Source organism: Rhizobium esperanzae (genome assembly GCF_002204185.1).
In the GTDB taxonomy this organism is placed as follows: domain Bacteria; phylum Pseudomonadota; class Alphaproteobacteria; order Rhizobiales; family Rhizobiaceae; genus Rhizobium; species Rhizobium esperanzae.
Genome location: NZ_MXPU01000034.1, coordinates 1 through 23,386 on the forward strand (window position 1 = coordinate 1; position 23,386 = coordinate 23,386).

The 23,386-nt window shown below is 61.0% G+C and carries 21 protein-coding genes, 1 tRNA gene, 1 pseudogene and 1 riboswitch; of the genes and pseudogenes, 10 read left to right on the top strand and 13 right to left on the bottom strand.

Annotated elements, in window-relative coordinates; genetic code table 11:
* Positions 1-213 precede the first annotated feature (213 nt).
* Positions 214-290, top strand: a tRNA-Met gene (locus B5E41_RS29405).
* A gap of 369 nt (positions 291-659) precedes the next feature.
* Here the strand turns inward: B5E41_RS29405 and B5E41_RS29410 are convergent.
* The 9 genes from B5E41_RS29410 to B5E41_RS29450 all read right to left on the bottom strand — a co-directional run bounded on the left by B5E41_RS29410 (position 660) and on the right by B5E41_RS29450 (position 9,136).
* Positions 660-1,790: a calcium:cation antiporter gene (locus B5E41_RS29410; protein WP_088397133.1), complete on the bottom strand. Its 1,131-nt coding sequence runs from the start codon at positions 1,788-1,790 to the stop codon at positions 660-662.
* A gap of 163 nt (positions 1,791-1,953) precedes the next feature.
* Positions 1,954-2,661: an SDR family NAD(P)-dependent oxidoreductase gene (locus tag B5E41_RS29415; RefSeq protein ID WP_088397134.1), complete on the bottom strand. Its 708-nt coding sequence runs from the start codon at positions 2,659-2,661 to the stop codon at positions 1,954-1,956.
* Positions 2,662-2,874: 213 nt separating this feature from the next.
* Positions 2,875-3,225 (bottom strand): ribbon-helix-helix domain-containing protein, encoded by a 351-nt coding sequence (locus tag B5E41_RS29420; protein ID WP_064805188.1) that lies wholly within the window; start codon positions 3,223-3,225, stop codon positions 2,875-2,877.
* A gap of 23 nt (positions 3,226-3,248) precedes the next feature.
* Positions 3,249-3,845 (bottom strand): DJ-1/PfpI family protein, encoded by a 597-nt coding sequence (locus B5E41_RS29425; protein ID WP_088397135.1) that lies wholly within the window; start codon positions 3,843-3,845, stop codon positions 3,249-3,251.
* A gap of 173 nt (positions 3,846-4,018) precedes the next feature.
* Positions 4,019-4,411 carry a DUF779 domain-containing protein gene (locus tag B5E41_RS29430; RefSeq protein WP_088397136.1) on the bottom strand — a complete coding sequence of 131 codons (393 nt, stop codon included), beginning with the start codon at positions 4,409-4,411 and terminating at the stop codon, positions 4,019-4,021.
* Between the two features lie 206 nt (positions 4,412-4,617).
* Positions 4,618-6,126 (bottom strand): aldehyde dehydrogenase, encoded by a 1,509-nt coding sequence (adh, locus tag B5E41_RS29435; protein WP_088397137.1) that lies wholly within the window; start codon positions 6,124-6,126, stop codon positions 4,618-4,620.
* A gap of 169 nt (positions 6,127-6,295) precedes the next feature.
* Complete coding sequence (locus B5E41_RS29440) at positions 6,296-7,255, bottom strand: helix-turn-helix domain-containing protein (RefSeq protein WP_088397138.1); 960 nt, start codon at positions 7,253-7,255, stop codon at positions 6,296-6,298.
* A 182-nt stretch (positions 7,256-7,437) separates the two neighbouring features.
* Positions 7,438-8,646, bottom strand: coding sequence for a TIGR03862 family flavoprotein (locus B5E41_RS29445; protein WP_088397139.1), 1,209 nt, complete (start codon positions 8,644-8,646; stop codon positions 7,438-7,440).
* Positions 8,647-8,713: 67 nt separating this feature from the next.
* A complete protein-coding gene (locus tag B5E41_RS29450) occupies positions 8,714-9,136 on the bottom strand; it encodes a MerR family transcriptional regulator (protein WP_011426929.1) in 423 nt (140 codons plus the stop codon).
* Positions 9,137-9,207: 71 nt separating this feature from the next.
* Between B5E41_RS29450 and B5E41_RS29455 the strand changes: the two genes are divergently transcribed.
* The 6 genes from B5E41_RS29455 (at position 9,208) to B5E41_RS29480 (ending at position 17,405) form a co-directional block, all read left to right on the top strand.
* On the top strand, positions 9,208-11,445 hold the full coding sequence (locus tag B5E41_RS29455) for a heavy metal translocating P-type ATPase (RefSeq protein ID WP_088397140.1): 2,238 nt from the start codon (positions 9,208-9,210) through the stop codon (positions 11,443-11,445).
* 190 nt (positions 11,446-11,635) lie between these two features.
* Positions 11,636-11,861: riboswitch (cobalamin riboswitch) on the top strand.
* 262 nt (positions 11,862-12,123) lie between these two features.
* Positions 12,124-12,345, top strand: a complete 222-nt coding sequence (gene nrdH, locus B5E41_RS29460; protein ID WP_088397141.1) for a glutaredoxin-like protein NrdH — start codon at positions 12,124-12,126, stop codon at positions 12,343-12,345.
* 13 nt (positions 12,346-12,358) lie between these two features.
* The gene (nrdI, locus tag B5E41_RS29465) at positions 12,359-12,760 is read left to right on the top strand and encodes a class Ib ribonucleoside-diphosphate reductase assembly flavoprotein NrdI (protein ID WP_088397142.1); all 402 of its coding nucleotides are present in this window, start codon (positions 12,359-12,361) and stop codon (positions 12,758-12,760) included.
* Positions 12,739-14,907, top strand: a complete 2,169-nt coding sequence (gene nrdE / locus B5E41_RS29470) for a class 1b ribonucleoside-diphosphate reductase subunit alpha (RefSeq protein WP_088397143.1) — start codon at positions 12,739-12,741, stop codon at positions 14,905-14,907. The genes nrdI and nrdE overlap by 22 nt, the downstream gene beginning before the upstream one ends.
* Positions 14,908-15,103: 196 nt before the next feature.
* Entirely contained in the window at positions 15,104-16,078 is a 975-nt protein-coding gene (gene nrdF, locus B5E41_RS29475) for a class 1b ribonucleoside-diphosphate reductase subunit beta (RefSeq protein WP_088397144.1), read from the top strand.
* A gap of 103 nt (positions 16,079-16,181) precedes the next feature.
* Positions 16,182-17,405, top strand: a complete 1,224-nt coding sequence (locus tag B5E41_RS29480) for an adenylate/guanylate cyclase domain-containing protein (RefSeq protein ID WP_088397145.1) — start codon at positions 16,182-16,184, stop codon at positions 17,403-17,405.
* 108 nt (positions 17,406-17,513) lie between these two features.
* On the opposite strand, the gene queE is transcribed toward B5E41_RS29480, so the two are convergent.
* From queE to B5E41_RS29500, 4 genes are all read right to left on the bottom strand, one after another.
* Positions 17,514-18,242: a 7-carboxy-7-deazaguanine synthase QueE gene (queE, locus tag B5E41_RS29485; RefSeq protein ID WP_088397146.1), complete on the bottom strand. Its 729-nt coding sequence runs from the start codon at positions 18,240-18,242 to the stop codon at positions 17,514-17,516.
* The gene (gene queD / locus B5E41_RS29490) at positions 18,239-18,595 is read right to left on the bottom strand and encodes a 6-carboxytetrahydropterin synthase QueD (RefSeq protein ID WP_088397147.1); all 357 of its coding nucleotides are present in this window, start codon (positions 18,593-18,595) and stop codon (positions 18,239-18,241) included. The genes queE and queD overlap by 4 nt, the downstream gene beginning before the upstream one ends.
* Complete coding sequence (gene queC, locus B5E41_RS29495) at positions 18,595-19,305, bottom strand: 7-cyano-7-deazaguanine synthase QueC (protein WP_088397148.1); 711 nt, start codon at positions 19,303-19,305, stop codon at positions 18,595-18,597. Before queC ends, queD begins: the two co-directional genes overlap by 1 nt.
* 115 nt (positions 19,306-19,420) lie before the next feature.
* Positions 19,421-20,473 carry a LacI family transcriptional regulator gene (locus B5E41_RS29500; protein WP_088397149.1) on the bottom strand — a complete coding sequence of 351 codons (1,053 nt, stop codon included), beginning with the start codon at positions 20,471-20,473 and terminating at the stop codon, positions 19,421-19,423.
* Positions 20,474-20,780: 307 nt separating this feature from the next.
* Between B5E41_RS29500 and B5E41_RS29505 the strand changes: the two genes are divergently transcribed.
* The 3 genes and pseudogenes from B5E41_RS29505 to B5E41_RS29515 form a co-directional block, all read left to right on the top strand.
* A complete protein-coding gene (locus B5E41_RS29505) occupies positions 20,781-22,040 on the top strand; it encodes an ABC transporter substrate-binding protein (protein ID WP_088397150.1) in 1,260 nt (419 codons plus the stop codon).
* A 151-nt stretch (positions 22,041-22,191) separates the two neighbouring features.
* Positions 22,192-23,145, top strand: coding sequence for a carbohydrate ABC transporter permease (locus B5E41_RS29510; protein WP_064801952.1), 954 nt, complete (start codon positions 22,192-22,194; stop codon positions 23,143-23,145).
* Positions 23,142-23,386: pseudogene (locus B5E41_RS29515) on the top strand (carbohydrate ABC transporter permease); the annotation flags it as partial. The gene B5E41_RS29510 and the pseudogene B5E41_RS29515, both read left to right, overlap by 4 nt.

Here is a 23,386-nt window from a genome sequence, read left to right on the forward strand (position 1 = left end):
GTGAAACGCCCCTGCGCCCATGGTACTTCGTCTTAAGACGCGGGAGAGTAGGTCGCTGCCAGGTCTGCAAATCGCAACTCAACGCATGCGCCCGGAGCCGTCAGGCTTCGGTAAGCTGCATGCGTCAACAAAAACTATCTTCTCATCACATTCCAACGGCCAAGGCCGTCTCAAAGGGCCGCTCACAAGCGGCCTTTCGTGTTATAATACTTCCGCGGGGTGGAGCAGCCCGGTAGCTCGTCAGGCTCATAACCTGAAGGCCGCAGGTTCAAATCCTGCCCCCGCAACCAAAATTCCCATCATCTCCTGCAACACCACGCTCAGCTATCGCCGGCGCGAAGACTTCATCTTCGCTGGCGATGGTAGCTCGTCGTCCTGTGGACCATAACCTGAAGGGTGAGCACGCGAACGGTTCAAATCCTGTCCCCTGCAACAAAAATTCCCCAAAAGCCCGCCAAAAGCGGGCTTTTTGCTTTGATAACGGGTCGAGGAGTTAACGCCTCATCAGGGGCCCGCAAGCAGGCAAAGCCGACGCCGCGGGACAGAAAACCCCAAAGCATGCCCCGAACCAACCTTCCCTTCATCTCCTGCAACACCACGTTCAGCTATCGCTGGCGCGAAGACTTCATCTTCGCTGGTCCGTTCCCGCATACCGGACATCATTGCTGGAAAATCAACAGGACGTAAGCCAGGAAAAGCACGAGATGGACCGCACCCTGCATCAGATGCGTGCGACCGCTGGCAAAGGTGATGATGCTGACGGCAAGAGTGAGCAGCAGCATCACAAGATCTCCATGCTCCAGACCGAGTGTTACCGGGTGACCATAAAGGCGGCTGATGACGAGCATCGCCGGAACGGTCAGCCCGATCGTCGACAAAACCGACCCGAGAAAAATATTAACGGAGCGCTGAAGATTGTTGGCGATGGATGCACGCACGGCGCTGATTGCCTCGGGGGTCGCGACAAGAACGGCCATGACGACGCCGCCAAATGCGGTTGGCGCCTGCAGGGTTTCGATGATGTAATCGATCGGCCGCGCGAGTTGTTCGACCAGGAACACCACAGGCCCCATATAGGCGAACAGCAACAGGGCATGAGGCCACAGCGGCGCGTGGTAAAGCGCTGCTTCGCCAGGAAGTTCGCGGCGATTGCTGCCGTCGGTGAAATAGTCCTGATGGCGACCGGCTTGCAGAAACAGAAACGTGGCATAAAGGCCGACGGAGAGTATGCCGAGGATCAATTGCCGCGGCGCCGACGGGTGCTGCCCGTCCGGGCCGGAAAGAAATGTCGGCATCACCAGGCTGAGCGTTGCCAAGGGCACGATGACGCCGAGATAGGCGTTGGCGCCCTGGAGGTTATGCTGTTGCTCCGGCCGCCGCCATGCACCCAAGAGCAATGACAGGCCGACCATGCCGTTCAGGATGATCATGACGACCGCAAACAAAGTGTCGCGAGCCAGCGTCGGGTTGTTTTCGCCATGAATCATCACGGCGGAAATCGCCATCACTTCGATCGAAGTAATGGCGAGCGTCAGAATAAGGGTGCCATAAGGTTCCTTAAGGCGCTCCGCCAGGTGATCCGCGTGCCGCACGACCGAGAGAGCCGAACCGAGCACGACGGCAAATAGCCACGCGAAAACGACGGTGAACCAAAGCGGATCGGGAAGTCGGCTGAAGAGATCGTCCTGGAAGACAAGGAAGGCCAAGCTCGTCGCGATGCTGACGCCCAGGAACCATTCTTCGCGCATCAGATCGGTTGCGCCGGTGGGCAATGACGGCCCGTCAGCCATCGCAACCACCGTGATCCGGCAGATGCCGCCACAATGTGATCATTGACACCATCGCCTGCCCGATCCCGAGATAAACGTCGTTCATTTGTCGTCAGCCCACAATAGCAAAAGGACCGTACTCCAGCCCAGATGGCAGTGACCATTCCAAATGCGCACCGCTTGCCTATACGCGGCCGGTGGCCGGGATCGCTGCGCCGGTAACGACGGCTGCGGCGGGCGATATCAGGAAGGCGATGAGCCGGGCGATCGACTGCGGCGACACCCAAGCGTCCGTTTTTGCATTGGGCATGGCAGCACGATTCTCGGGCGTATCGATCGTGCCGGGCAGAATGCAGTTGGCGGTGATGCGATCATCGCGGCATTCGGCAGCAAGCGCTTCCGTCAGTCGGATGACGGCAGCTTTCGAGGCTGCATAGGCGGCCTGGTTAGGGCCGGCCTTCAGGCCGGGCATCGCAGCGACGTGTACGATGCGGCCGTAGCCTGCGGCCTTCATCGTCGGGAGAACCGCCGCGCTGATCGTCAGCGCGGTACGGGCGTTTGCCGTCATCATGGTATCCCATTGCGCGGGGGCCTCCGGCCCGACCGGTCCCATTTGAAAACCGCCGACGGTGTTGACCAATGCGCCTACGCCGCCGAAGCGCTTGACGGCTCGGGCGACGGCGGCAGCGCAGGAGGCGTAGTCGGTGAGATCCGTTCCGGCGATCGAGAGAAACTCCGTGGACGCGGGAAGCTCACCGGCCAAAGTTTCCAGCTCCTGGCTCGACCGGTTCATGCAGACGAGTTTTACGCCGGCGCCTGCAAGCTCCCGGATAACGGCGCTGCCGAGGTTGCCGCCGGCTCCCGTGACGATCACGGCTTTCTGGTCGTTCATGGCAAGCGATCTCCTGACGGTGCCGGTGCTGGATATGCCGCGCATTGTTGGTCCAGGCCGTGCCGCAACGCAACCCCTGCGCAGCCGCGCCAGTCAGGTATCTTGAGAATGCTGGCGGAGCTGAGTGCTCCGTCTGTGATCATCCCAGGTTCGTCGGACTAAAGCGGTTCAGCTTTTCCCGGAAGCGCAGAACCGCTCTAATTGTTTTTGCCCTCAGTGATATTTTTCCCGTTCGCGGCCGAGGATGACCGGCGCATCCAACTCAGAGATCGGGCGGGTGACATCTGCCGGGATGTCACCGGCGAGCTGCAGGTCGAGATATCGGGCGCAGCAGACGCGCAGGAAGGATGTGAAGTTCCCGAGATCATGGCCGGCATCGATCGATTCATGGTGCAGCCGGGTAATCAGCTGCACGACGTTCATGCCGTCGCGCCGCGCAATTTCCTCAAGCTTCGACCAAAAGAAGTTCTCCAGCCTGACGCTGGTGACCATGCCGTCGATGCGCAACGACCGGGTGGTGCTTTCCCATAGCCGCGCATCCGCCTTGATGAAGAGTTCACACATGTCGTCCTCCGGGCGCCGCCGCGTCAGGCGGCGTTGGTTTCAGGTATTGACGAGGCATCGAGCACGGCCATGAACTGCCGCAGCCAGGAGGGATGCGCCGGCCAGGCTGGCGCAGTGACCAGGTTGCCGTCCGAGACGGCATCGGTGATTGAAATATCGGCGTAAATGCCGCCGGCAAGTTCGACTTCCGGCCGGCAGGCGGGATAGGCCGAGCAGGTGCGGCCCTTCAGCACTCCGGCGGCGGCAAGCAGCTGTGCGCCGTGGCAAATGGATGCAACGGGTTTTCCGGCATCGAAGAAATGCCGGACCGATTTGATGACGTCGGCATTGAGGCGAAGATATTCCGGCGCGCGGCCGCCGGGGATGACCAGGGCATCGTAATCCTCCGCCCGCACGCTCTCGAAAGTGGCGTTCAGCGCGAAATCATGGCCGCGTTTTTCCGAGTAGGTCTGATGGCCCTCGAAATCATGAATCGCGGTGGCGACGGTCTCGCCCGCCTTTTTGCCGGGGCAGACGGCATCGACGGTATAGCCGCAGGCGAGCAGTGTCTGAAACGGCACCATCGTTTCATAATCTTCGGCGAAATCACCCGTGATCATCAGGATCTTAGAAGCTGGCATCGCATCCTCCTTTGAAACCAACAGACGAAGATTAACAAAGACCGCTCAGCAGCAGGTACTATGGGAATACTACAGACGAAATTCTCGGCGCGGAAGAAGGTGAGCATCACGACAAGAGTGCTCTCAGATCCTCTCCTGGATGTAAAACCGTTGCATCCATCGGGCGGCAGGGATCAGACCTTCCTGACTGTCGCATCCGGGACGGCACAGGCCTCGCCGCCGCCGAAGAGACGGGAACGGGTGAGAAACCGTTTCTCGCGGCCGTTGTCGAGCGAGAACATGCCGCCGCGGCCCGGCACGACGTCGATGATGAGCTGCGTATGTTTCCACGCCTCGAACTGGCCGACGCTGATATAGACCGGCACACCGCCGATCTCGCCGAGCTTGATGTCACTGTCGCCGACCATGAACTCATTGGCGGGATAACACATGGGGGAAGAGCCGTCGCAGCAGCCGCCGGACTGGTGGAAGAGGATATCGGGATGATCCCGCTTGATTTCTGCGATCAGATCAAGGGCCGCATCGGTTGCGAGAACACGCGGTTCGCCATTGACTGTCGTTTCCATGGTTCTTGCTCCAAGGTTCTGGAAAGGGGATTCCCCTCCCCACAAGGGGAGGGCTTAACTTGTTGAACTGCCCCGTTCTAAAAGCGACGTGTCGGCTTGCTGAGACTTCGGCAAGGAAAGCTGTTGGGGCGGCATCATAAGCCCCTCCCCTCGTGGGGAGGGGTTGGGGAGGGGTCCTCAGCCTCTCCCGCTAAGCTGAATGCATCTCAGAAGAAGCCGAGTGCCTTCGGGCTGTAGCTGACCAGCATGTTCTTGGTCTGCTGGTAATGCTCGAGCATCATCTTGTGGGTTTCGCGGCCGATGCCGGATTGCTTGTAGCCGCCGAAGGCAGCATGGGCGGGGTAGGCATGATAGCAGTTGGTCCAGACGCGGCCGGCCTGGATCTCGCGGCCGAACCGGTAGCAGCGATTGGCGTCGCGGCTCCAGACACCGGCACCAAGACCGTAGAGCGTGTCGTTGGCGATTTCGAGCGCTTCCTTTTCATCCTTGAAGGTCGCGACCGAGACCACAGGTCCGAAGATCTCTTCCTGGAACACGCGCATCTTGTTGTGGCCCTTGAAGATCGTCGGCTTGACGTAATAACCGTTCGCCAGTTCGCCGCCGAGATTGTTGCGCGAGCCGCCGGCCAGAACCTGGGCGCCTTCCTGCTTGCCGATGTCGAGATAGGCGAGGATCTTCTCAAGCTGCTCCGTCGATGCCTGGGCGCCGATCATCGTTTCCGGATCGAGCGGGTTGCCCTGTTTGATCGCCTCGACGCGTTTGACGGCCTTTTCCATGAAGCGGTCGTAGATCGATTCCTGAACGAGGGCGCGGCTCGGGCAGGTGCAGACTTCGCCCTGGTTGAGGGCGAACATCGCAAAGCCTTCGAGCGCCTTGTCGAGGAAATCGTCGTATTCGGCCATCACATCGGCGAAGAAGATGTTCGGGGATTTGCCGCCGAGCTCCAGCGTCACCGGAATGAGGTTCTGGCTGGCATATTGCATGATGAGCCGACCGGTCGTCGTTTCGCCGGTGAAAGCGATCTTGGCGATGCGCGTGCTGGTCGCCAGCGGCTTGCCGGCCTCGATACCGAAGCCGTTGACGATGTTGAGCACGCCGGGTGGCAGGAGGTCGCCGACGAGTTCGGCCCAGAGCAGGATCGAAGCGGGGGTCTGCTCGGCGGGCTTCAGCACGACGCAGTTGCCGGCGGCAAGTGCCGGCGCCAGCTTCCAGGTCGCCATCAGGATCGGGAAGTTCCAGGGAATGATCTGGCCGACGACGCCGAGCGGCTCATGGAAGTGATAGGCGACGGTATCTTGGTCGATCTCGCCGATCGAGCCTTCCTGGGCACGGATGCAGGAGGCGAAGTAGCGGAAGTGGTCGATCGCCAGCGGAATGTCGGCCGCCATGGTTTCGCGGATCGGCTTGCCATTGTCCCAGGTCTCGGCCTGGGCGAGCAGTTCCAGCTTGTCTTCCATGCGCTGAGCGATCTTCATGAGGATATTGGAGCGCTCGGCGGCGGAAGTGCGGCCCCATTTTTCCTTGGCCGCATGGGCCGCGTCGAGCGCGAGATTGATGTCCTTTTCATCGGAGCGCGGGATGTCGCAGAGTTTGCCGCCGGTGACCGGCGTCACGTTTTCAAAGTATCTGCCTTCGACCGGCTCGCGCCATTCGCCGCCGATATAGTTGCCGTATTTCAGCTTGAACGGCGATTCCACGATTTTCTGATGAAGCATGACATCCTCCCTTGATGGTCCAGGTTCCAATCGAACCAGTGGGAGCAAAATGTGCGCGTTTTGCCGAAGGGAACAGGGTGGAGGATCAATACCGCAGCGCACACTGTCGCAGACATGCGACAGGGTCGCGTTTTGATTGCGATGTCCTATGGAACCGCCGGAGCCTGGTCTAATGCAGGCCTAGTTTCTTCATCTTTCGGTGGAGCGTGGCGCGGCTGATCCCGAGGGCGATCGCAGCCTGCGAGACATTGCCGCTGGTGCGCGATAGCGCGCGCAGCAAGGCGGCTTTTTCCGCTTCGACAATCTCTTCCTGTTGTGAGATGGCGGCCTCATGGAGCGCATCGGCGGCGGGGATGCCGGCCGCGATCCTTTTGTCGTCCAATTGTAGCGCGATCCGGGCGGCACGGGTGGCGCCGAGCACGAGATCGTGCCTGTCGACGGCGAGCAGGGCGGCCGCGGAATTGGCGCTCGTGGGGACCATCAGGAAACGGGCGCCGGCAAAGGCCGATCGAAACAGATTGAGCTCGATGCGCATCGCCGCGTCGCGCACGGTCTGCGTGAGGATCGCCAGCGTCATCTCGTTGACCTCGTCGCGGCAGGTCGAGATGTCGAGGGCAGCGGCGAGTTCACCGCGATGATCACGGATCGGGGCTGTCGTGCAACTCAGGCGGATATTCGAGCAGAAGAAATGTTGATCCCGAAAAATGGCGACGGAGCGCTCGTCGGCAAGGGCGGTTCCAATGCCGTTGGTGCCCATGCTCGCCTCGGTCCATATCGACCCGGTCCAGAGGCCAAGATCGTGGAAATCCTTGTCGTCGCCGGCAGAGCCCCGGCGCTCCAGCGCGATGCCCTTCCTGTCCGTTAGAAGAATGCAGCAGCCGGCCCTGCCCACCGTGGTGAAGAGGCGGTCAAGTTCCTCGGTTGCGCCGGCGATCAGCTGTTCGGATTGTTTGCGAGCGTCAAGAAATTCCTGGTCGGTCAGGCGCATCGGCGCGCGCTCGTCCTCGGGGACGAGGCGATGCATGGTCATACACCGCCGCCACGACGCGACGATCGGAGAACTCGCGGCAGCGGAATTCCGTTGCGCAGAGATGTAGACATGCTCCGCATGTGCTGACTGTTCCTGCATCTGCTCCTCCCACGGAACTTCAGCATAGTCTGATGGAAAAGGGGCCGGTTTGCAATTGCGCGCCCGGCCATCTCCCCTCTTCGCCCTTGGTGATCAGACGCAGTGCTGAAAAGCTTCAGGGATCGTTGCACGACATCGTGCTTCACGTCATTGATCTAGATCTGGTTCAAAACCATCGATTTTTATCGCGACAGCCAGGCCTCGATGCCGCGCGCCGCCGCCCTGCCGGTCGCAAGGCAGGCGGTGAGGAGATATCCGCCGGTCGGCGCCTCCCAGTCGAGCATCTCGCCGGCGACGAAGGTGCCCGGCAGCGCCTTCAGCATAAAGCCTTCGTCGATGCTGCTCCAGCGGATGCCACCTGCAGAGGAGATCGCCTCGGCGATCGGCCTCGTATCGAGAACCGGTATCGGCAGAGCCTTGATCATGCCGGCGAGACGTTCGGGGTCGGCTCGGTCGCGGTCCGGCGCGAGTTCGCGCAGCAACGCCGCCTTGACGCCGTCAAGCCCGGCGCCCTTGCGCAGGCGGTTTGAAAAGCTCGACTTGGTGTCCTGCCGCGTCAGGTCGCGCGCCAGCCTTTCGATCGTGCGGCCCGGGGCGAGGTCGAGCGTCAGAGCAGCGCTGCCGTGGTGCAGCAGCCGGTCGCGGAGGCTGGCCGCATGGGCGTAGACCAGGCTGCCCTCGATGCCGCTGCCGGTGATGACGAACTCGCCGGGAAAAGTTCCGGCTTCGGATGTGGCGGTGACCGACTTGACGGGCTCGCCTGCGAAACGCGCGCTGAAGCTTGCGCTCCAGCCGACGATAAAGCCGCAATTGGCGGGTCGGAAGGCGTCGATCTCGACGCCCCTCTCGGCCAACCAGGGCAGCCAGGCCGCATCCGAGCCGAGGCGCGGCCAACTTGCGCCGCCAAGCGCTAGCAGGGCCGCGTCGCAATGGATGATGCTACGCCCTTCCGGCGTTTCGAAAACATAACCGTCTTCGACGAGGCCGGTCCAGCGGTGGCGGGTGCGCAACGCGACACCCCGTTCTTCCAGCCGTTTGAGCCAGGCACGCAGCAAAGGAGAAGCCTTCATCACCTTCGGGAAAACCCGGCCGGAGGAGCCGACGAAGGTCTCGGTGCCGAGCCCTGCCGCCCAATCCGCGACATCGCCAGGGGTAAAGGCATCGATTGCGGGACGAAGACGGGCTGAAGCCGCGCCGAAACGCGTGGCGAAGCGGGCATAGTCCTCGGAATGGGTGATATTGAGGCCCGACTTGCCGGCCAGCAGGAACTTGCGCGCGAAGGTCGGCATGGCGTCGTAGACCGTCACCGCATGGCCGGAAAGCGAAAGCAGTTCGGCGGCCGCCAGGCCCGCCGGGCCACCGCCGATGATGGCAATTCGCTTCTGGTTCATGGATGTCTTCGCCCGATTCTTTCCGGTGCAGTTTTGGCGCGGCTGCGCCTTGCCCGCAAGGCCGGGATCAGTGATGCGAATGCGTGCACTGGCCGTGGTCGGCGAGGACCTCGATGACACGGCATTGGTCGACGCGGCCATGGCCGCAACCTTCCACCATGGTTTCGAGTTCGGCCTTCAGCGCCATCAGGCTGCGGATGCGCTGCTCGACCTCGACGAGGCGGGCCTTGGCAATGGCATCGGCCGAGGCGCAGGATTGGTGCGGATCATCCTGCAGGGTGAGCAGCGTGCGGATCGCCTCGATTTCGAAGCCGAGTTCGCGCGCATGGCGGATGAAGGTGAGGCGGCTGATATCGGCGGGTTCGAAGGAGCGCTGGTTGCCTTCGCTGCGGCTCGGGGCCGCGAGTAGACCGATGCTCTCGTAATAACGCACCGTCGGCACTTTGACACCGCTCCGGCGAGCGGCTTCGCCGATCGTGATCTTTTTCATGATTTTCCTCTTGCACCTCTAGTCGCTAGAGGATGTAGGAGGGATGCTTCTGTTTGACAAGGAAGCGGATCATGGCTGAGACGAGCGAGACACGATACCGGGTCGGCGGCATGGATTGCGCCGCCTGTGCGACCAAGATCGACACGGCAGTCAGGCGCGTGGCGGGTGTTGCCGATGTATCCGTCTCGGTGGTGGCGGGCACGATGACCGTCCGGCATGACGGCAGCAGCGATCTCAAGGCAGTCGAGAGGAAGGTGACGGGGCTTGGTTATTCCGTCTCGCCCTTTACCGGAAATGCGACGCCCGCGCGTGAAGGCCGCCCGCACCATCATCACGATCATGCCGCTCATGGCCATGGAGATCACGACCGTGCCGGGCATGATCACCATGGCCATGACGAGAAGGAAATCGAAGGCCTGCATGGGCACGACCATGCGCTGAAGACCGGTCCTTGGTGGCGGAGCAGGAAAGGCCGCCTGACCATTTTTTCGGGTGCGGCACTCGTTGTCGCCTATGCCGTCGGCCATCTGGTGCCGGCGATCGCGTCCTATGCCTTCTTGGTCGCGATACTGGTCGGTCTGCTGCCGATTGCGCGGCGAGCCGTCATGGCGGCTTTGTCAGGCACGCCGTTTTCGATCGAGATGCTGATGACGATCGCCGCCGTCGGCGCCGTCATCATCAATGCGGGCGAGGAAGCGGCAACGGTCGTATTCCTGTTCCTCGTCGGCGAGCTGCTCGAAGGCGTGGCGGCGGGCAGGGCGCGTGAAAGCATCCAGTCGCTGACGGCCCTGGTGCCGAAGACCGCGCTGCTCGAAGACAATGGGCAGATGCGCGAGGTGCCGGCGGAAAGTCTTGCCGTCGGCGCGGTCATCATGGTTCGTCCCGGCGACCGCATCTCTGCCGACGGCGTCATCGTATCAGGCGAGAGCGCGATCGACGAGGCTCCGGTGACGGGCGAGAGCACGCCGGTGCGTAAGGGCGTCGATGCCGTCGTCTATGCCGGTACGGTCAATGGCGATGCGGTGCTCAGGGTTCGCGTCACGGCAGCCGCTGCCGACAATACCATCGCTCGCGTCGTCAAGCTGGTGGAAGAAGCGCAGGAATCGAAGGCGCCGACGGAGCGGTTCATCGATCGGTTCTCGCGCTACTACACGCCAGGTGTCGTCGTCGTCGCCGCACTGGTCGCGGTCATTCCGCCGCTGTTTTTCGGCGGCGCGTGGAGTGAATGGATCTACAAAGGCCTTGCCATCCTGCTGATTGGCTGCCCCTGCGCCCTCGTCATCTCGACGCCGGCGGCGATCGCCGCTTCGCTGTCGGCGGGCGCACGGCGCGGGCTGCTGATGAAGGGCGGCGCGGTCCTGGAGACGCTCGGCAAGGTGACGATGGTCGCCTTCGACAAGACAGGCACGCTGACGGAAGGCAAGCCTCGGGTCACCGACATCCTTTCCTTCGGGTTGAGCGAGGCGCAGCTCCTGTCGCGCGCGGCTGTGCTCGAGCAGGGCTCCAGCCATCCGCTGGCACTGGCGATTCTCCACCGCGCCAAGGCGGACGGCGTGCCCGTGCCGCCCGCCTTCGAACTGGAAGCGCTGCCGGGCAAAGGTGTCACCGGCAAGGTCGGCGGCGAGACAGTGGATCTCTTGTCGCCGCCTGCCGCACGCGAGCGTGGGGCGCTCAACGCGGAACAGGAGGCGCGTATTGCAGGGCTCAATGATGAGGGCAAGAGCGTATCGGTGCTGCTCGTCAATGGCGCTGCGGCCGGCCTGATCGCCATGCGCGACGAGCCGCGCGAGGATGCCGGGGTGGGGCTCTCGGCGCTCAAATCGGCCGGTGTCAAGGCGATGATGCTGACGGGCGACAACAAGCGGACGGCGGCCGCCGTCGCCGGCATGCTCGGCATCGACTGGCGCGGCGAGATGATGCCCGAGGACAAGCAGCGGGTCGTCGGTGAATTGAAGCGCGAAGGTTTCGTCGTCGCCAAGGTCGGCGACGGCATCAACGACGCGCCGGCGCTCGCCGCCGCCGACATCGGCATCGCCATGGGTGGCGGCACGGATGTGGCGCTGGAGACGGCCGATGCCGCCGTGCTGCACGGACGCGTCGGCGACGTGGCGCGGATGATCGAACTGTCGAAGCGGGCGATGCGCAACATCCTGCAGAATATCACCATCGCGCTCGGTCTGAAGGCGGTGTTTCTGGTGACGACCATTGCCGGCATCACCGGGCTCTGGCCGGCGATTCTTGCCGATACCGGCGCCACCGTGCTGGTGACGATCAACGCGCTCAGGCTGCTTCGACTAAAGGGACAATGAATATTCGGGGACGACTCGCGCCGGACCGGGAAACAAAAATCTGAGGCCCGGCTACAGGCCTTCCGAACCTTCTCCACAGCCTCGTTTCGTTAAGCCTTCGTTATCCATGTTCTTCACAGGAACGCAGCGATTTCAAACCTGTCGTAACGCGATGCACAAACCATCCATTGACGTGATTTTGGATTCGCGTACTATATCTAGTGTTCAAGGTTCCTTCGATTCGTCAGGATCGCGGGCGAAGATGGGAATACGGTGCGTTTCGCCATGACGGCGCAACAAGGCCGGAGCTGCCCCCGCAACTGTAAGCGGCCAGCAACTGTCCGATTTCAGGTCACTGAGGCATGATGCCTCGGGAAGGCTGGGGCAGCGTGCTTCGACCCGCGAGCCAGGAGACCTGCCTTGAACGAGATGTCCACGGGCGGGGTGTCCAGAAGGTCGCGTGCATGAAAGCGGAATGATCCGCGCCTGTTGCGCTGCCCTGAACGCCCGCATGAGCACTTCGGGGTTTGAAGTCATGTCGAAAACATCAAGGCCGTCGCCCGCGCACATCCTGCGAGGGATGATATCAGGCGTTTAAAGCGCCAACCTTGCCACATCATTATCAAGCATTGTCCCGGACGCCGTACGGCGCCCGATCCAGTCCTGCGTCCTGAATCCATTGACATCACGAGGAACATGATGAGCGTTACCGTTTACAGCAAGCCGGCCTGCGTCCAATGCACTGCCACCTACCGCGCCCTTGACCGCCTGGGCGTGGACTATGAGATCGTCGATATTTCCGAGGATGCCGAAGCGCTCCATCGCGTGCGCGGCATGGGCTACATGCAGGTTCCGGTCGTCGTCGCCGGCGAGAACCACTGGGCGGGCTTCCGTCCCGACATGCTCAGCGCGCTCTCCTGAGCCGAGAAGAGCGGTGCGGCTGATCGTCTATTATTCGAGCCGATCTGGGAACACCCATCGTTTCGTCGAGAAGCTGGGACTGCGCGCGGCGCGCATTCCCGTCGACGCTGAAGGCATCCACATTCACGAACCCTATGTGCTGATCTCGCCCACCTATTGCGGTGACGGCGGCAAAGGGGCCGTGCCCAAGCAGGTGATCCGCTTCCTCAACGATGCGGAAAACCGCTCCAACCTCCGCGGCGTGATTGCCGCGGGCAACAGCAATTTCGGCGAGACCTACGGGCTAGCCGGCGATGTCATCTCGAAGAAGTGCCAGGTGCCGTATCTCTACAGGTTCGAGCTTCTGGGAACTGCCGAGGATGTCGCCAATGTCAAACACGGGATGGGACGATTTTGGACACGGGAACAAATCTGACGCGGGATGCGGGCGCAAAACCGCCGAAGGTGGCCGAAACGCTCGACTATCATGCACTGAACGCGATGTTGAACCTCTATGATGATGAGGGAAAGATCCAGCTCGACAAGGACCGCATGGCGGCCAAGCAGTACTTCCTGCAGCATGTGAATCAGAACACGGTGTTTTTCCACAATCTTCGGGAAAAGCTCGATTACCTCGTCACTGAGGGCTATTACGAGCAGGAGGTGCTCGACCAATACTCCTTCAATTTCGTCCGCGACCTGTTCGATCAGGCCTATGCCAGGAAATTCCGTTTTCCCACTTTCCTCGGCGCTTTCAAATATTACACCAGCTACACGCTGAAGACCTTCGACGGAAAGCGTTATCTCGAGCGCTACGAAGACCGCATCTGCATGGTGGCGCTGACTTTGGCGCGCGGCGATGAGGCCCTTGCCCGCGACATGGTCGACGAGATCATATCCGGCCGCTTCCAGCCGGCGACGCCGACCTTTCTCAATGCCGGCAAGAAACAGCGCGGCGAGCTCGTCTCCTGCTTCCTGTTGCGCGTCGAAGACAATATGGAATCGATCGGCCGGTCGATCAATTCGGCGCTGCAGCTCTCGAAGCGCGGCGGCGGCGTGGCGCTGTCACTGACGAACATCCGTGAGGCCGGCGCCCCGATCAAGCAGATCGAGAATCAGTCGTCGGGCATCATTCCTGTCATGAAGCTGCTCGAAGACAGCTTCTCCTATGCCAACCAGCTCGGTGCGCGCCAGGGGGCGGGCGCTGTTTATCTCAATGCCCATCATCCCGACATCATGCGCTTTCTCGACACCAAGCGCGAAAATGCCGATGAGAAGATCCGCATCAAGACGCTGTCGCTTGGCGTCGTGGTGCCGGACATCACCTTCGAACTCGCCAGGAACAATGAGGACATGTACCTGTTCTCGCCCTACGACGTGGAACGCGTCTATGGTGTGCCCTTCACCGAGATTTCGGTGACGGAGAAGTACCGCGAGATGGTGACGGACGCCCGTATTTCGAAGAAGAAGATCAAGGCGCGCGAATTCTTCCAGGTGGTCGCCGAAATCCAGTTCGAAAGCGGTTATCCCTACATCATGTTCGAGGACACGGTGAATCGGGCGAACCCGGTGGCCGGGCGCATCTCCATGAGCAATCTCTGCTCGGAGATCCTGCAGGTGAGCGAGGCGAGCCAATACAACGATGATCTCTCCTATAGAGATCTCGGCAAGGATATTTCCTGCAATCTCGGTTCGCTGAACATTGCGGCGGCGATGGATTCAGCCGATTTCGGCAAGACGATCGAGACCTCGATCCGGGCGCTGACGGGGGTCTCCGATATGAGCCATATCTCCTCGGTTCCGTCGATCGAGAAGGGCAATGACGAGAGCCATGCGATCGGGCTCGGCCAGATGAACCTGCACGGCTATCTCGCCCGCGAACGCATCTATTACGGCTCCGAGGAAGGCGTCGACTTCACCAATATCTATTTTTATACGGTGACCTATCACGCGATCCGAGCCTCGAATCTGCTGGCGGTCGAGCGCGGCGCCCGCTTCACGGGTTTCGAGAATTCGAAATACGCCTCGGGCGAATATTTCGAAAAATATACCGAGCAGGAATGGAAGCCGGCGACTGAGAAGGTGCAGTCGATTTTCGACGAAGCCGGCATACACATTCCGACGAGGGAAGACTGGGTGGCGTTGAAGACGGAGGTCATGACGTCCGGCCTCTATAACCAGAACCTGCAGGCGGTGCCGCCGACGGGGTCGATCTCCTATATCAACCACTCGACCTCCTCGATCCATCCGATCGTCTCGAAGATCGAGATCCGCAAAGAGGGCAAGATCGGCCGCGTCTATTATCCGGCGCCGTTCATGACCAACGACAATCTCGATTATTATCAGGACGCCTATGAGATCGGCGCGGAGAAGATCATCGATACCTATGCGGCGGCGACCCAGCATGTCGACCAGGGCCTGTCGCTGACCTTGTTCTTCCGCGATACGGCAACGACGCGCGACATCAACAAGGCGCAGATCTACGCCTGGAAGAAGGGCATCAAGACGATCTACTACATCCGCCTTCGCCAGATGGCGCTTTCGGGTACGGAAGTGCAGGGATGTGTGTCGTGTACGTTGTGATTTGATTTCGCTTCTGAGGATTTGCCCCTCACCCTAACCCTCTCCCCGTAAAAACGGGGGAGAGGGGGGACGTGCCAAACGCAGTGTCGAGCGTTGACGAAGCCGATGCGGCATATCCTTCGCCCCGCAGGCGGGGAGAAGATGCCGGCAGGCGGATGAGGGACAAATCCGGACACATTCCTCAAGAGGGACCACAATGAACATGCAACTGAAGCCAGCCTCCCGCGTGCGCGCCATCAATTGGAACCGCATCGAGGACGACAAGGATCTCGAAGTCTGGAACCGGCTGACCGGCAATTTCTGGCTGCCGGAGAAAGTGCCGCTGTCGAACGACATTCCTTCCTGGGCGACGCTGACGGCGGCCGAGCAGCAGCTGACCATCCGGGTCTTCACCGGGTTGACCCTGCTCGACACGATCCAGAACGGCGTCGGCTCCGTCAGGCTGATGGAGGATGCGGCGACACCGCATGAGGAGGCAGTGCTATCCAATGTCTCCTTCATGGAGGCGGTGCATGCGCGCTCCTATTCCTCGATCTTCTCGACCCTGTGCTCGACGCCCGATGTCGACGATGCCTATCGCTGGTCGGAGGAGAACGAATTCCTGCAGCGCAAATCGGCGCTGATCGTCGAGCAGTATCGCTCCGGCGATCCCCTGAAGAAGAAGGTCGCCAGTGTCTTCCTCGAAAGCTTCCTGTTCTATTCCGGCTTCTACCTGCCGATGTACTGGTCGAGCCGCGCCAAGCTCACCAATACGGCCGACATGATCCGGCTGATCATCCGGGACGAGGCGGTGCACGGTTATTATATCGGCTACAAGTTCCAGCGCGGCCTTGAAACGCTCTCCGAAGAGCGCCGGCAGGAAATCAAGGATTTCGCTTTCGACCTCTTGCTCGAACTTTACGACAACGAGGCGCGATATACCGAAGCGCTCTATGACGGCGTCGGGCTGAGCGAAGACGTTAAGAAGTTCCTGCATTACAACGCCAACAAGGCGCTGATGAACCTCGGCTACGAGGCGCTGTTCCCGGCCGAAGCCTGCAAGGTCAATCCGGCGATCCTTTCGGCATTGTCGCCGAATGCCGACGAGAACCACGACTTTTTCTCCGGCTCCGGTTCCTCCTATGTCATCGGCAAGGCAGTGGCCACCGAGGATGAAGACTGGGATTTTTGAGACTTGATCGCAGTTTCCCCTTATCATTTGCCTGCCTGTCGACCACATACAGCGGAAATCGGATCCGGCTTTTGCCGGTGACGCGGCGTAACGGGAGTTTTTGATGTCGTCTTTTCCAAGCAAGGTCGGGACTGCCGTTGAGGCGGAGGAGGGTGTCTGGCCGATCCGCAGGAGACGGATTCTCGACTGGCTGGTGAACGAGACGCGCGGCGAGCGCTTCATCGACAATATCCTGGTCGAGATGTGCGGCAAGCTGCTTTCGGCAGGCGTGCCGGTGACCCGGGCGACGCTGCATTTCCGGACGAACCATCCGCAATGGATCGGCGCCCGCATCCTGTGGAAGGAAGGTCTGTCGGAGGCCAAGATCGACACATTCGCCTATGGCATCGAAAACACGCCGGAGTTTCTGAACAGTCCGATCAATGCGATCCATCAGGGTGCCGAGGAGCTGCGCAAACGGCTGGAAGGTGCAGCCGACGGCGACCTGGATTCATTCTATCAGGAACTGCATGACGACGGCCTGACCGAATATATCGCTTGGCCGATCGAACACACCTTAGGCAAACGGCATGTCGTGACATTTTCCACCTCCCGGCCGGGCGGTTTTGCGAGCGAACATGTCGATTTCCTGCGCGATCTCCTGCCGGCCCTGACCCTCGTCAGCGAAATCAGGCTGAAGAACATCATGGCGCGCACGCTGCTGCAGACCTATGTCGGTCCGCATGCGAGCGAGCAGATCCTGTCGGGTGTCACGACCCGCGGCAGCGGCGCGACCGTCGGCGCGGCCATCATGATCTGCGACCTGCGCGATTTCACGGCGATCTCGGATCTCTGGCCGCGCGACGACGTTATCCACCTTCTGAATGATTATTTCGATGCCATGTCGGACCCGATCGAACGGCATGGCGGGGAAATCCTGAAGTTCATGGGAGACGGGCTGCTGGCGATCTTCCCATTGGCCAAGGAAACGGCCTGCCTCGATCTGCTGGAGGCGATCCGCGAGGGGCAGGCTTCGATGGCCAAGCTGAACGAGGAGCACCTGCGCACGGGACGCGAACCGCTACGCTACGGCGTCGGTGTGCATGTCGGCGACGTCATGTACGGCAATATCGGCTCTCGCCGACGGCTGGATTTCACCGTCATCGGCCCGGCGGTCAATGTCGCCTCGCGGCTGGAAAGCCTGACCAAGGAGGTCAAGCGTCCGGTACTCTTGTCGCGGGCTTTCGTCGAAATGGCAGGCTGCGCGAAAGACATGGACAGTCTCGGCACCTTCCCGTTGCGCGGGCTCGGAGAGCCTGTCGATGTCTTTGCTTTCCCGGAGCCGTAGAGCATGTCGCGCAAAAGTGCGCAGCGGTTTTACGACAACGAACTGCGTAAAAACAAAGACCTAAAGCGTGGAGCGAATCTGAAAGATCGCGACACGCTTTAGGCGGGCTCAGACGCCTCGTTTGTTTCCCCAAAGCAGCACGTGCAGCTGCGGCAGGACGCGCGGCGCAAACCATCGGTCGACCGTCACCTTTTCGACAAGCCAATGCATGCGATCCATCACGCCGTCGATATCGATGCGCGCGTCTTCGTCTTCGGGCGGCGGCGGTGTATGGTTGCCCGGCTGAAGGTACAGGGGAATATAAGGGTAGCGCTGGCCCACCTCTCGCGCGAACGCATAGTCGACATCGTCAAAGATGACGACTTTCAGCGCGATCTCCGGCCCGCCAGCTGAAAGCCGAACACAATTGTCGACCTGATCCCAGTCCGTGTGCATCCCGCTCGACGGCGGCTTAGGGCTCAAGACCAGGACGTCGAGATCGCGGAACCAGTTCTGGGCAAAGCTCCCCTGTGTTTCCAGTGCGAAGCGATATCCCTTGGAATGGCCGAGCTCGATCAGCGGCCCCAAAGGCTGGATTGCGGGATTGCCTCCGGAAAGAGAAACAGTCAGCGGGTTACCTCCAGAAAGCTTCGTGACTTCCTGCCAGATCGCCTCGACGGACATGGGAAGCCATTGATCCCGGAAGGCGCTGTCGACGGCGTGAAGACTGTCGCACCAGGAACAGCGATAGTCACAGCCGCCGGTCCTGACGAACACTGTCGGCAGCCCGATCAACGCGCCTTCGCCCTGTATGGTCGGGCCGAAGATCTCGCTGACGCGAATGGTCTCGACGCTCATGGCCGGTACTCCGCCCAGGTCTTCGGCGTCTCGCTGACCCGGACGGAAGAGGTCTCCGGAAAGCGCTCTCTGCACCAGTCGTAAAAGTGCTTGGCGAGGAATTCCGAGGTCACTTTCGAATGGCCGAAAACCTCGTTCAGGTGGCGATGATCGAGGTATTCGTCGATATAGCGCTTGAGCGGCGCGAGGTCATGATAGTCGCGAACGAAGCCGTCATCGTTCAGGTTTTCGGCGGAGAGCTCGACCACCACGACGTAGTTGTGGCCGTGCAGCCGGGCGCATTGATGGTCGACCGGCAGATGATCCAGCTGATGCGAGGCGGAGAGGTGAAACTCCTTTGTGATGCGGTACATCAACGCACCTCCGCGGCTGAATATTGCGATACCGCCGCCTTCCAGAAATCCCGATCTTCGTATTCCGTCGGATCGGACACACCGGCTAGGTGGAAGGCTTCGCGGCGTTCGACGCAGGTTCCGCAGCGCCCGCAATGAAGGCTGCCACCTTTATAGCAGGACCAGGTTTCCGCGAAGGGCGTGCCATGTCTTGCGCCGTCGGCCACGATCGCCGCTTTGGGAACATCGACATAGGGTGCAAGCAGTCTGACGCTGGCATAACCGTCCAGCGCTTCGTTCTGCATGTGCTGGAAAGCATCGATAAAGCCCGGCCGGCAGTCGGGATAGATGAAGTGGTCGCCACCGTGCACGGCGACGGCGACCGCATCCGCCTTTTGCGCGGCCGCCAGGCCGAAGGCGATCGCCAGCATGATGGCGTTGCGGTTGGGCACCACGGTGGCCTTCATGGTTTCCTCGGCGTAATGGCCGTCCGGAACGTCGACATTGTCGGTCAGGGCCGATCCACTGAGATGGCCGCCGATGGCGGCGATGTCGATGATATGATGGGGGACGGCAAGGCGCGCGGCGCATTTGGCGGCGAAGTCGAGTTCCTTGCGATGCCGCTGGCCGTAATCGAAGGAGACGAGACCGATAAGCTGCTCTTCCGCTGCCATTCTGTGGGCAAGCGAAACGGAGTCGAGTCCGCCGGAGCAGACGACGATGGTTTTCATATTTTGGATTCCCTTGTTTTGACCGGGTGGGCTGCGACCGGATTACGCGGTGCTTTTAAGTCAAATCACGCGCCATGAAAACAGTTTTAATATGACCGCCCTTCGATCCGGCGGGCTAACCGATCGGAAAGTTGATCTGCGGCGGCAGCAGGAGGTGCAGATCCTCGGCGTCGGGGTTGTTAATGCGCTGCAGCAGTATGCGGCCGAGATCTTCTCCCGCCGCCGTCAGGTCCTCATGGATCGTGTCGACCTTAGGCTGCAATTGGGTGAGAAGGCGGGATGTCTCCTTGGCGACGATATCATAGTCGGAGGCGAGTGTGCGGCCGGCATCGCTCATGCCGCTGATGACGGCAAGCGCCGAAACTTCGCCGGGGCAGACGAAACCATCGGGAGCCCCCGGGGCGGCGGCGCGGCTGCGGATGAAGTCGCGCAACACATCCGCCGGCGTGTCGAGATCGACGATCTCGGGGACTTCGTATGCGATGCCGACCTCGCGCACCGCCGTCATGAAACCGTGCAGGATATGCTGGCAGAAGGTCAGCCGCTTCGACGGCAGGATCACCGCCACTTTTGTCCGGCCTTTCGCGATCAGCCGGCGGGTGGCTTCATAGGCAAAGGTGAAATTGTCGTAGTCGACATAGGGATGCGGTGTCGAAAATTCGGTGCGGCCGTGACAGATGAAGGGAAAGCCGGCTTCGAGCAGCAGGCGGACGCGAGCATCGAGCGGCTCGGTCCGCGTGAAGATCAGCCCGTCGGCAAGGTGGTTGCGGATGATGTATTCGGCAGCTTCGGCGTTGGTCGTCGACAGGAAGTTCGGGGCGACGATAAGATGGTAGGGCGTCTCTTTCAGCGCCTTGGCGATGCCGTACATGATCGAGGTGGTGAAGCCGACCACCTCCTCGTGTGGATCGAGCAAGATGGCGACGACGTTGGTGCGGCCGGTCTTCAGACGCTGGGCGGCACGATCCGGGAGATAGCCGATCTCGCGGGCAATGCGGTGCACGCGCTGGCGGGTTTCAAGAGAGATCTGCGGCGCATCGGAGAGCGCCCTCGACACTGTTGTCACCGCAAGGCCGGCGATCGTGGCGATCGTTCGCAAGGTCGGCTTGCCGCGCTTGTGCGTGATATCGAGATTTTCGCCGCGATGCGGCCGGGACGGTTCGGTCACTCTAGGCTTTCCATGCTGGAATTGGCGATACAATAACACGATGACTCGGCCGAGCAATCTGGGAATGAAAACGTTTTAAATTTTAACGCTTTCTTATCCAATTGGATTATTTGAATGTAATTCAATGGGTTATGGGAGTAATCATATTTTTCTCGGGAGTCGAGAAAGGGCTTGACGTCCAAAGGCTTATAACGTTTTAAATTGTTAACCGCGCGGAGGAGCGCGGCTTCATGCCGACCGCTGCAATGGCGGGATGCATCTGGTGGCGGGGAGGGTCCTGCCGCCGATTTCAAACGGGAGGAAATTCATGCGCAAGTTCATGAGCTCGGCAGCGGTTGCTGTCGTGATGCTGGCTGGATTGGGTGCGGCGCAGGCTGCCGACGTGAAGGAAGTGCAGATGCTGCACTGGTGGACGTCAGGCGGCGAGGCAGCGGCTTTGAACGTATTGAAGCAGGATCTGTCGAAGGAAGGCTTTGCCTGGAAGGACGTGCCGGTTGCCGGCGGCGGCGGTGATGCGGCGATGACGGCGCTGAAGGCGATGGTGGCGGCGGGTACTTATCCGACGGCCTCGCAGATGCTGGGTTATACCGTGCTCGATTATGCCCAGGCCGGCGTCATGGGCGACCTCACCGAGACGGCCAAGAAGGAAGGCTGGGACAAGTCGGTGCCGGCAGCGCTGCAGAAGTTCTCCGTCTATGACGGCAAGTGGGTCGCAGCCCCGGTCAACGTCCATTCGGTCAACTGGCTGTGGATCAACAAGGCTGTCATGGACAAGATCGGCGGCACGCAGCCGAAGAGCTTCGACGACCTGATCGCCCTGCTCGACAAGGCCAAGGCTGCCGGCGTCATCCCCTTGGCGCTCGGCGGCCAGAACTGGCAGGAAGCGACGATGTTCGATTCCATCGTGCTGTCGACCGGCGGACCGGAGTTCTACAAGAAGGCCTTCAACGACCTCGACGAGGCGTCGCTGAAGTCGGAGACGATGAAGAAGTCCTTCGACAATCTGGCGAAGATCGTCAAATATGTCGATCCGAACTTCTCCGGCCGCGACTGGAACCTGGCGACCGCCATGGTCATCAAGGGTGACGCGCTGGTGCAGGTGATGGGCGACTGGGCCAAGGGCGAATTCGTCGCCGCCAAGAAGACGCCGGATAAAGACTTCCTGTGCTACCGCTTCCCCGGCACCGAAGGCAGTGTGATCTACAACTCCGACATGTTCGGCATGTTCAACGTTCCCGACGACCGCAAGGCGGCGCAGGTGGCGCTGGCCACCGCGACGCTGTCGAAGAGCTTCCAGTCGGCCTTCAACGTCGTCAAGGGTTCGGTTCCGGCCCGCACCGACGTTCCCGACACCGACTTCGACGCCTGCGGCAAGAAAGGCATTGCCGACCTGAAGGCGGCCAATGAGGGCGGCACGCTGTTCGGTTCGCTGGCCCAGGGTTATGGCGCCCCTCCGGCGATCGCCAATGCCTATAAGGACGTCGTCTCGAAGTTCGTCCACGGCCAGATCAAGAGCTCCGACGAAGCCGTCACCCAGCTCGTCCAGGCGATCGACGACGCCCGCTGAGGCCCTCGTCGATGAACAAGGCTTCCCCGCGTCTGCGCGGGGAAGCTTCAGCCCCTGACGGATATGCGGGGGCGATCATGCGGGGACAGGCATGCTGGCCAGCCCCCCATGACGACATGCATGACGACATGCAGGGAGGAGATGACATTCCATGAGCACAGTTGCGACCACCGATCCGGTTCTGACGCCGCGGCAAGCGACGCGGGTCTCGCTGCGGGGCCGGCTGCAGGATGCGCTGCCGAAGATCGTGCTGGCGCCGAGCTTCGTCATCACGCTTATCTTCGTCTACGGCTTCATCGTCTGGACGGCCTATCTCTCCTTCACCAATTCCAAGACCTTTCCGTCCTATGCGCTGACCGGCGCACGCGCCTATCAGCGGCTGTGGCGCTGGACCTTCGAGAACGATCCGCCGTCCTCCTGGTATACCTCGATCACCAACATGGCGATCTTCGGCTTCCTCTATGTCGGCATCTGTTTAGGCCTCGGCCTGCTGCTTGCCATCCTGCTCGATCAGAAGATCCGCGGCGAGGGCATCTTGCGACCGATCTTCCTCTATCCGATGGCGCTTTCCTTCATCGTCACCGGGGTGGCCTGGAAGTGGTTCCTCGATCCGGGCCTCGGGCTGGAGCAGACGCTGCATCACTTCGGCTGGACGAGCTTCCACTTCGACTGGATCAAGAACAAGGACTTCGTCATCTACACCGTCGTCATCGCCGGTGTCTGGCAGGCGTCGGGCTTCGTCATGGCGATGTTTCTGGCCGGCCTTCGCGGCATCGACGGCGAGATCATGAAGGCGGCGCAGATCGACGGCGCCTCGCCCTTTCAGCTTTATCGCCGCATCGTCATTCCGCTGTTGCGGCCGATCTTCCTGTCGGCCTTCATCGTGCTCGCCCATATGGCGATCAAGTCCTACGACCTGGTGGTGGCGCTGACCTCGGGCGGGCCGGGCGGCTCGGCCTGGCTGCCGTCCAACTTCATGTATGAATATACCTTCAAGCGCAACGAGATGGCCGTCGGCTCGGCCAGCGCCATCATCATGCTGATGACGATCTCGGCAATCATCGTGCCTTATCTCTATTCCGAACTGAAGGAGAAGGCCCGATGAGCAGCCTCACCTCTTCCATCGGCACGTCGGCCGCAATGCTTTCGCAGAGCGGCGATAGCAGGACGAACAGCGCCCGCTGGATCGGCCGACTGGCCATCTACGGCCTGCTGGTGATCTTCGCCATCCTCTACCTGATGCCGCTCTTCGTCATGCTGACGACCTCGTTCAAGACGATGGACGAGATCCAGGGCGGCAACATGCTGGCGCTGCCGCAAGCGCCGACCTTCGATCCCTGGGTCAA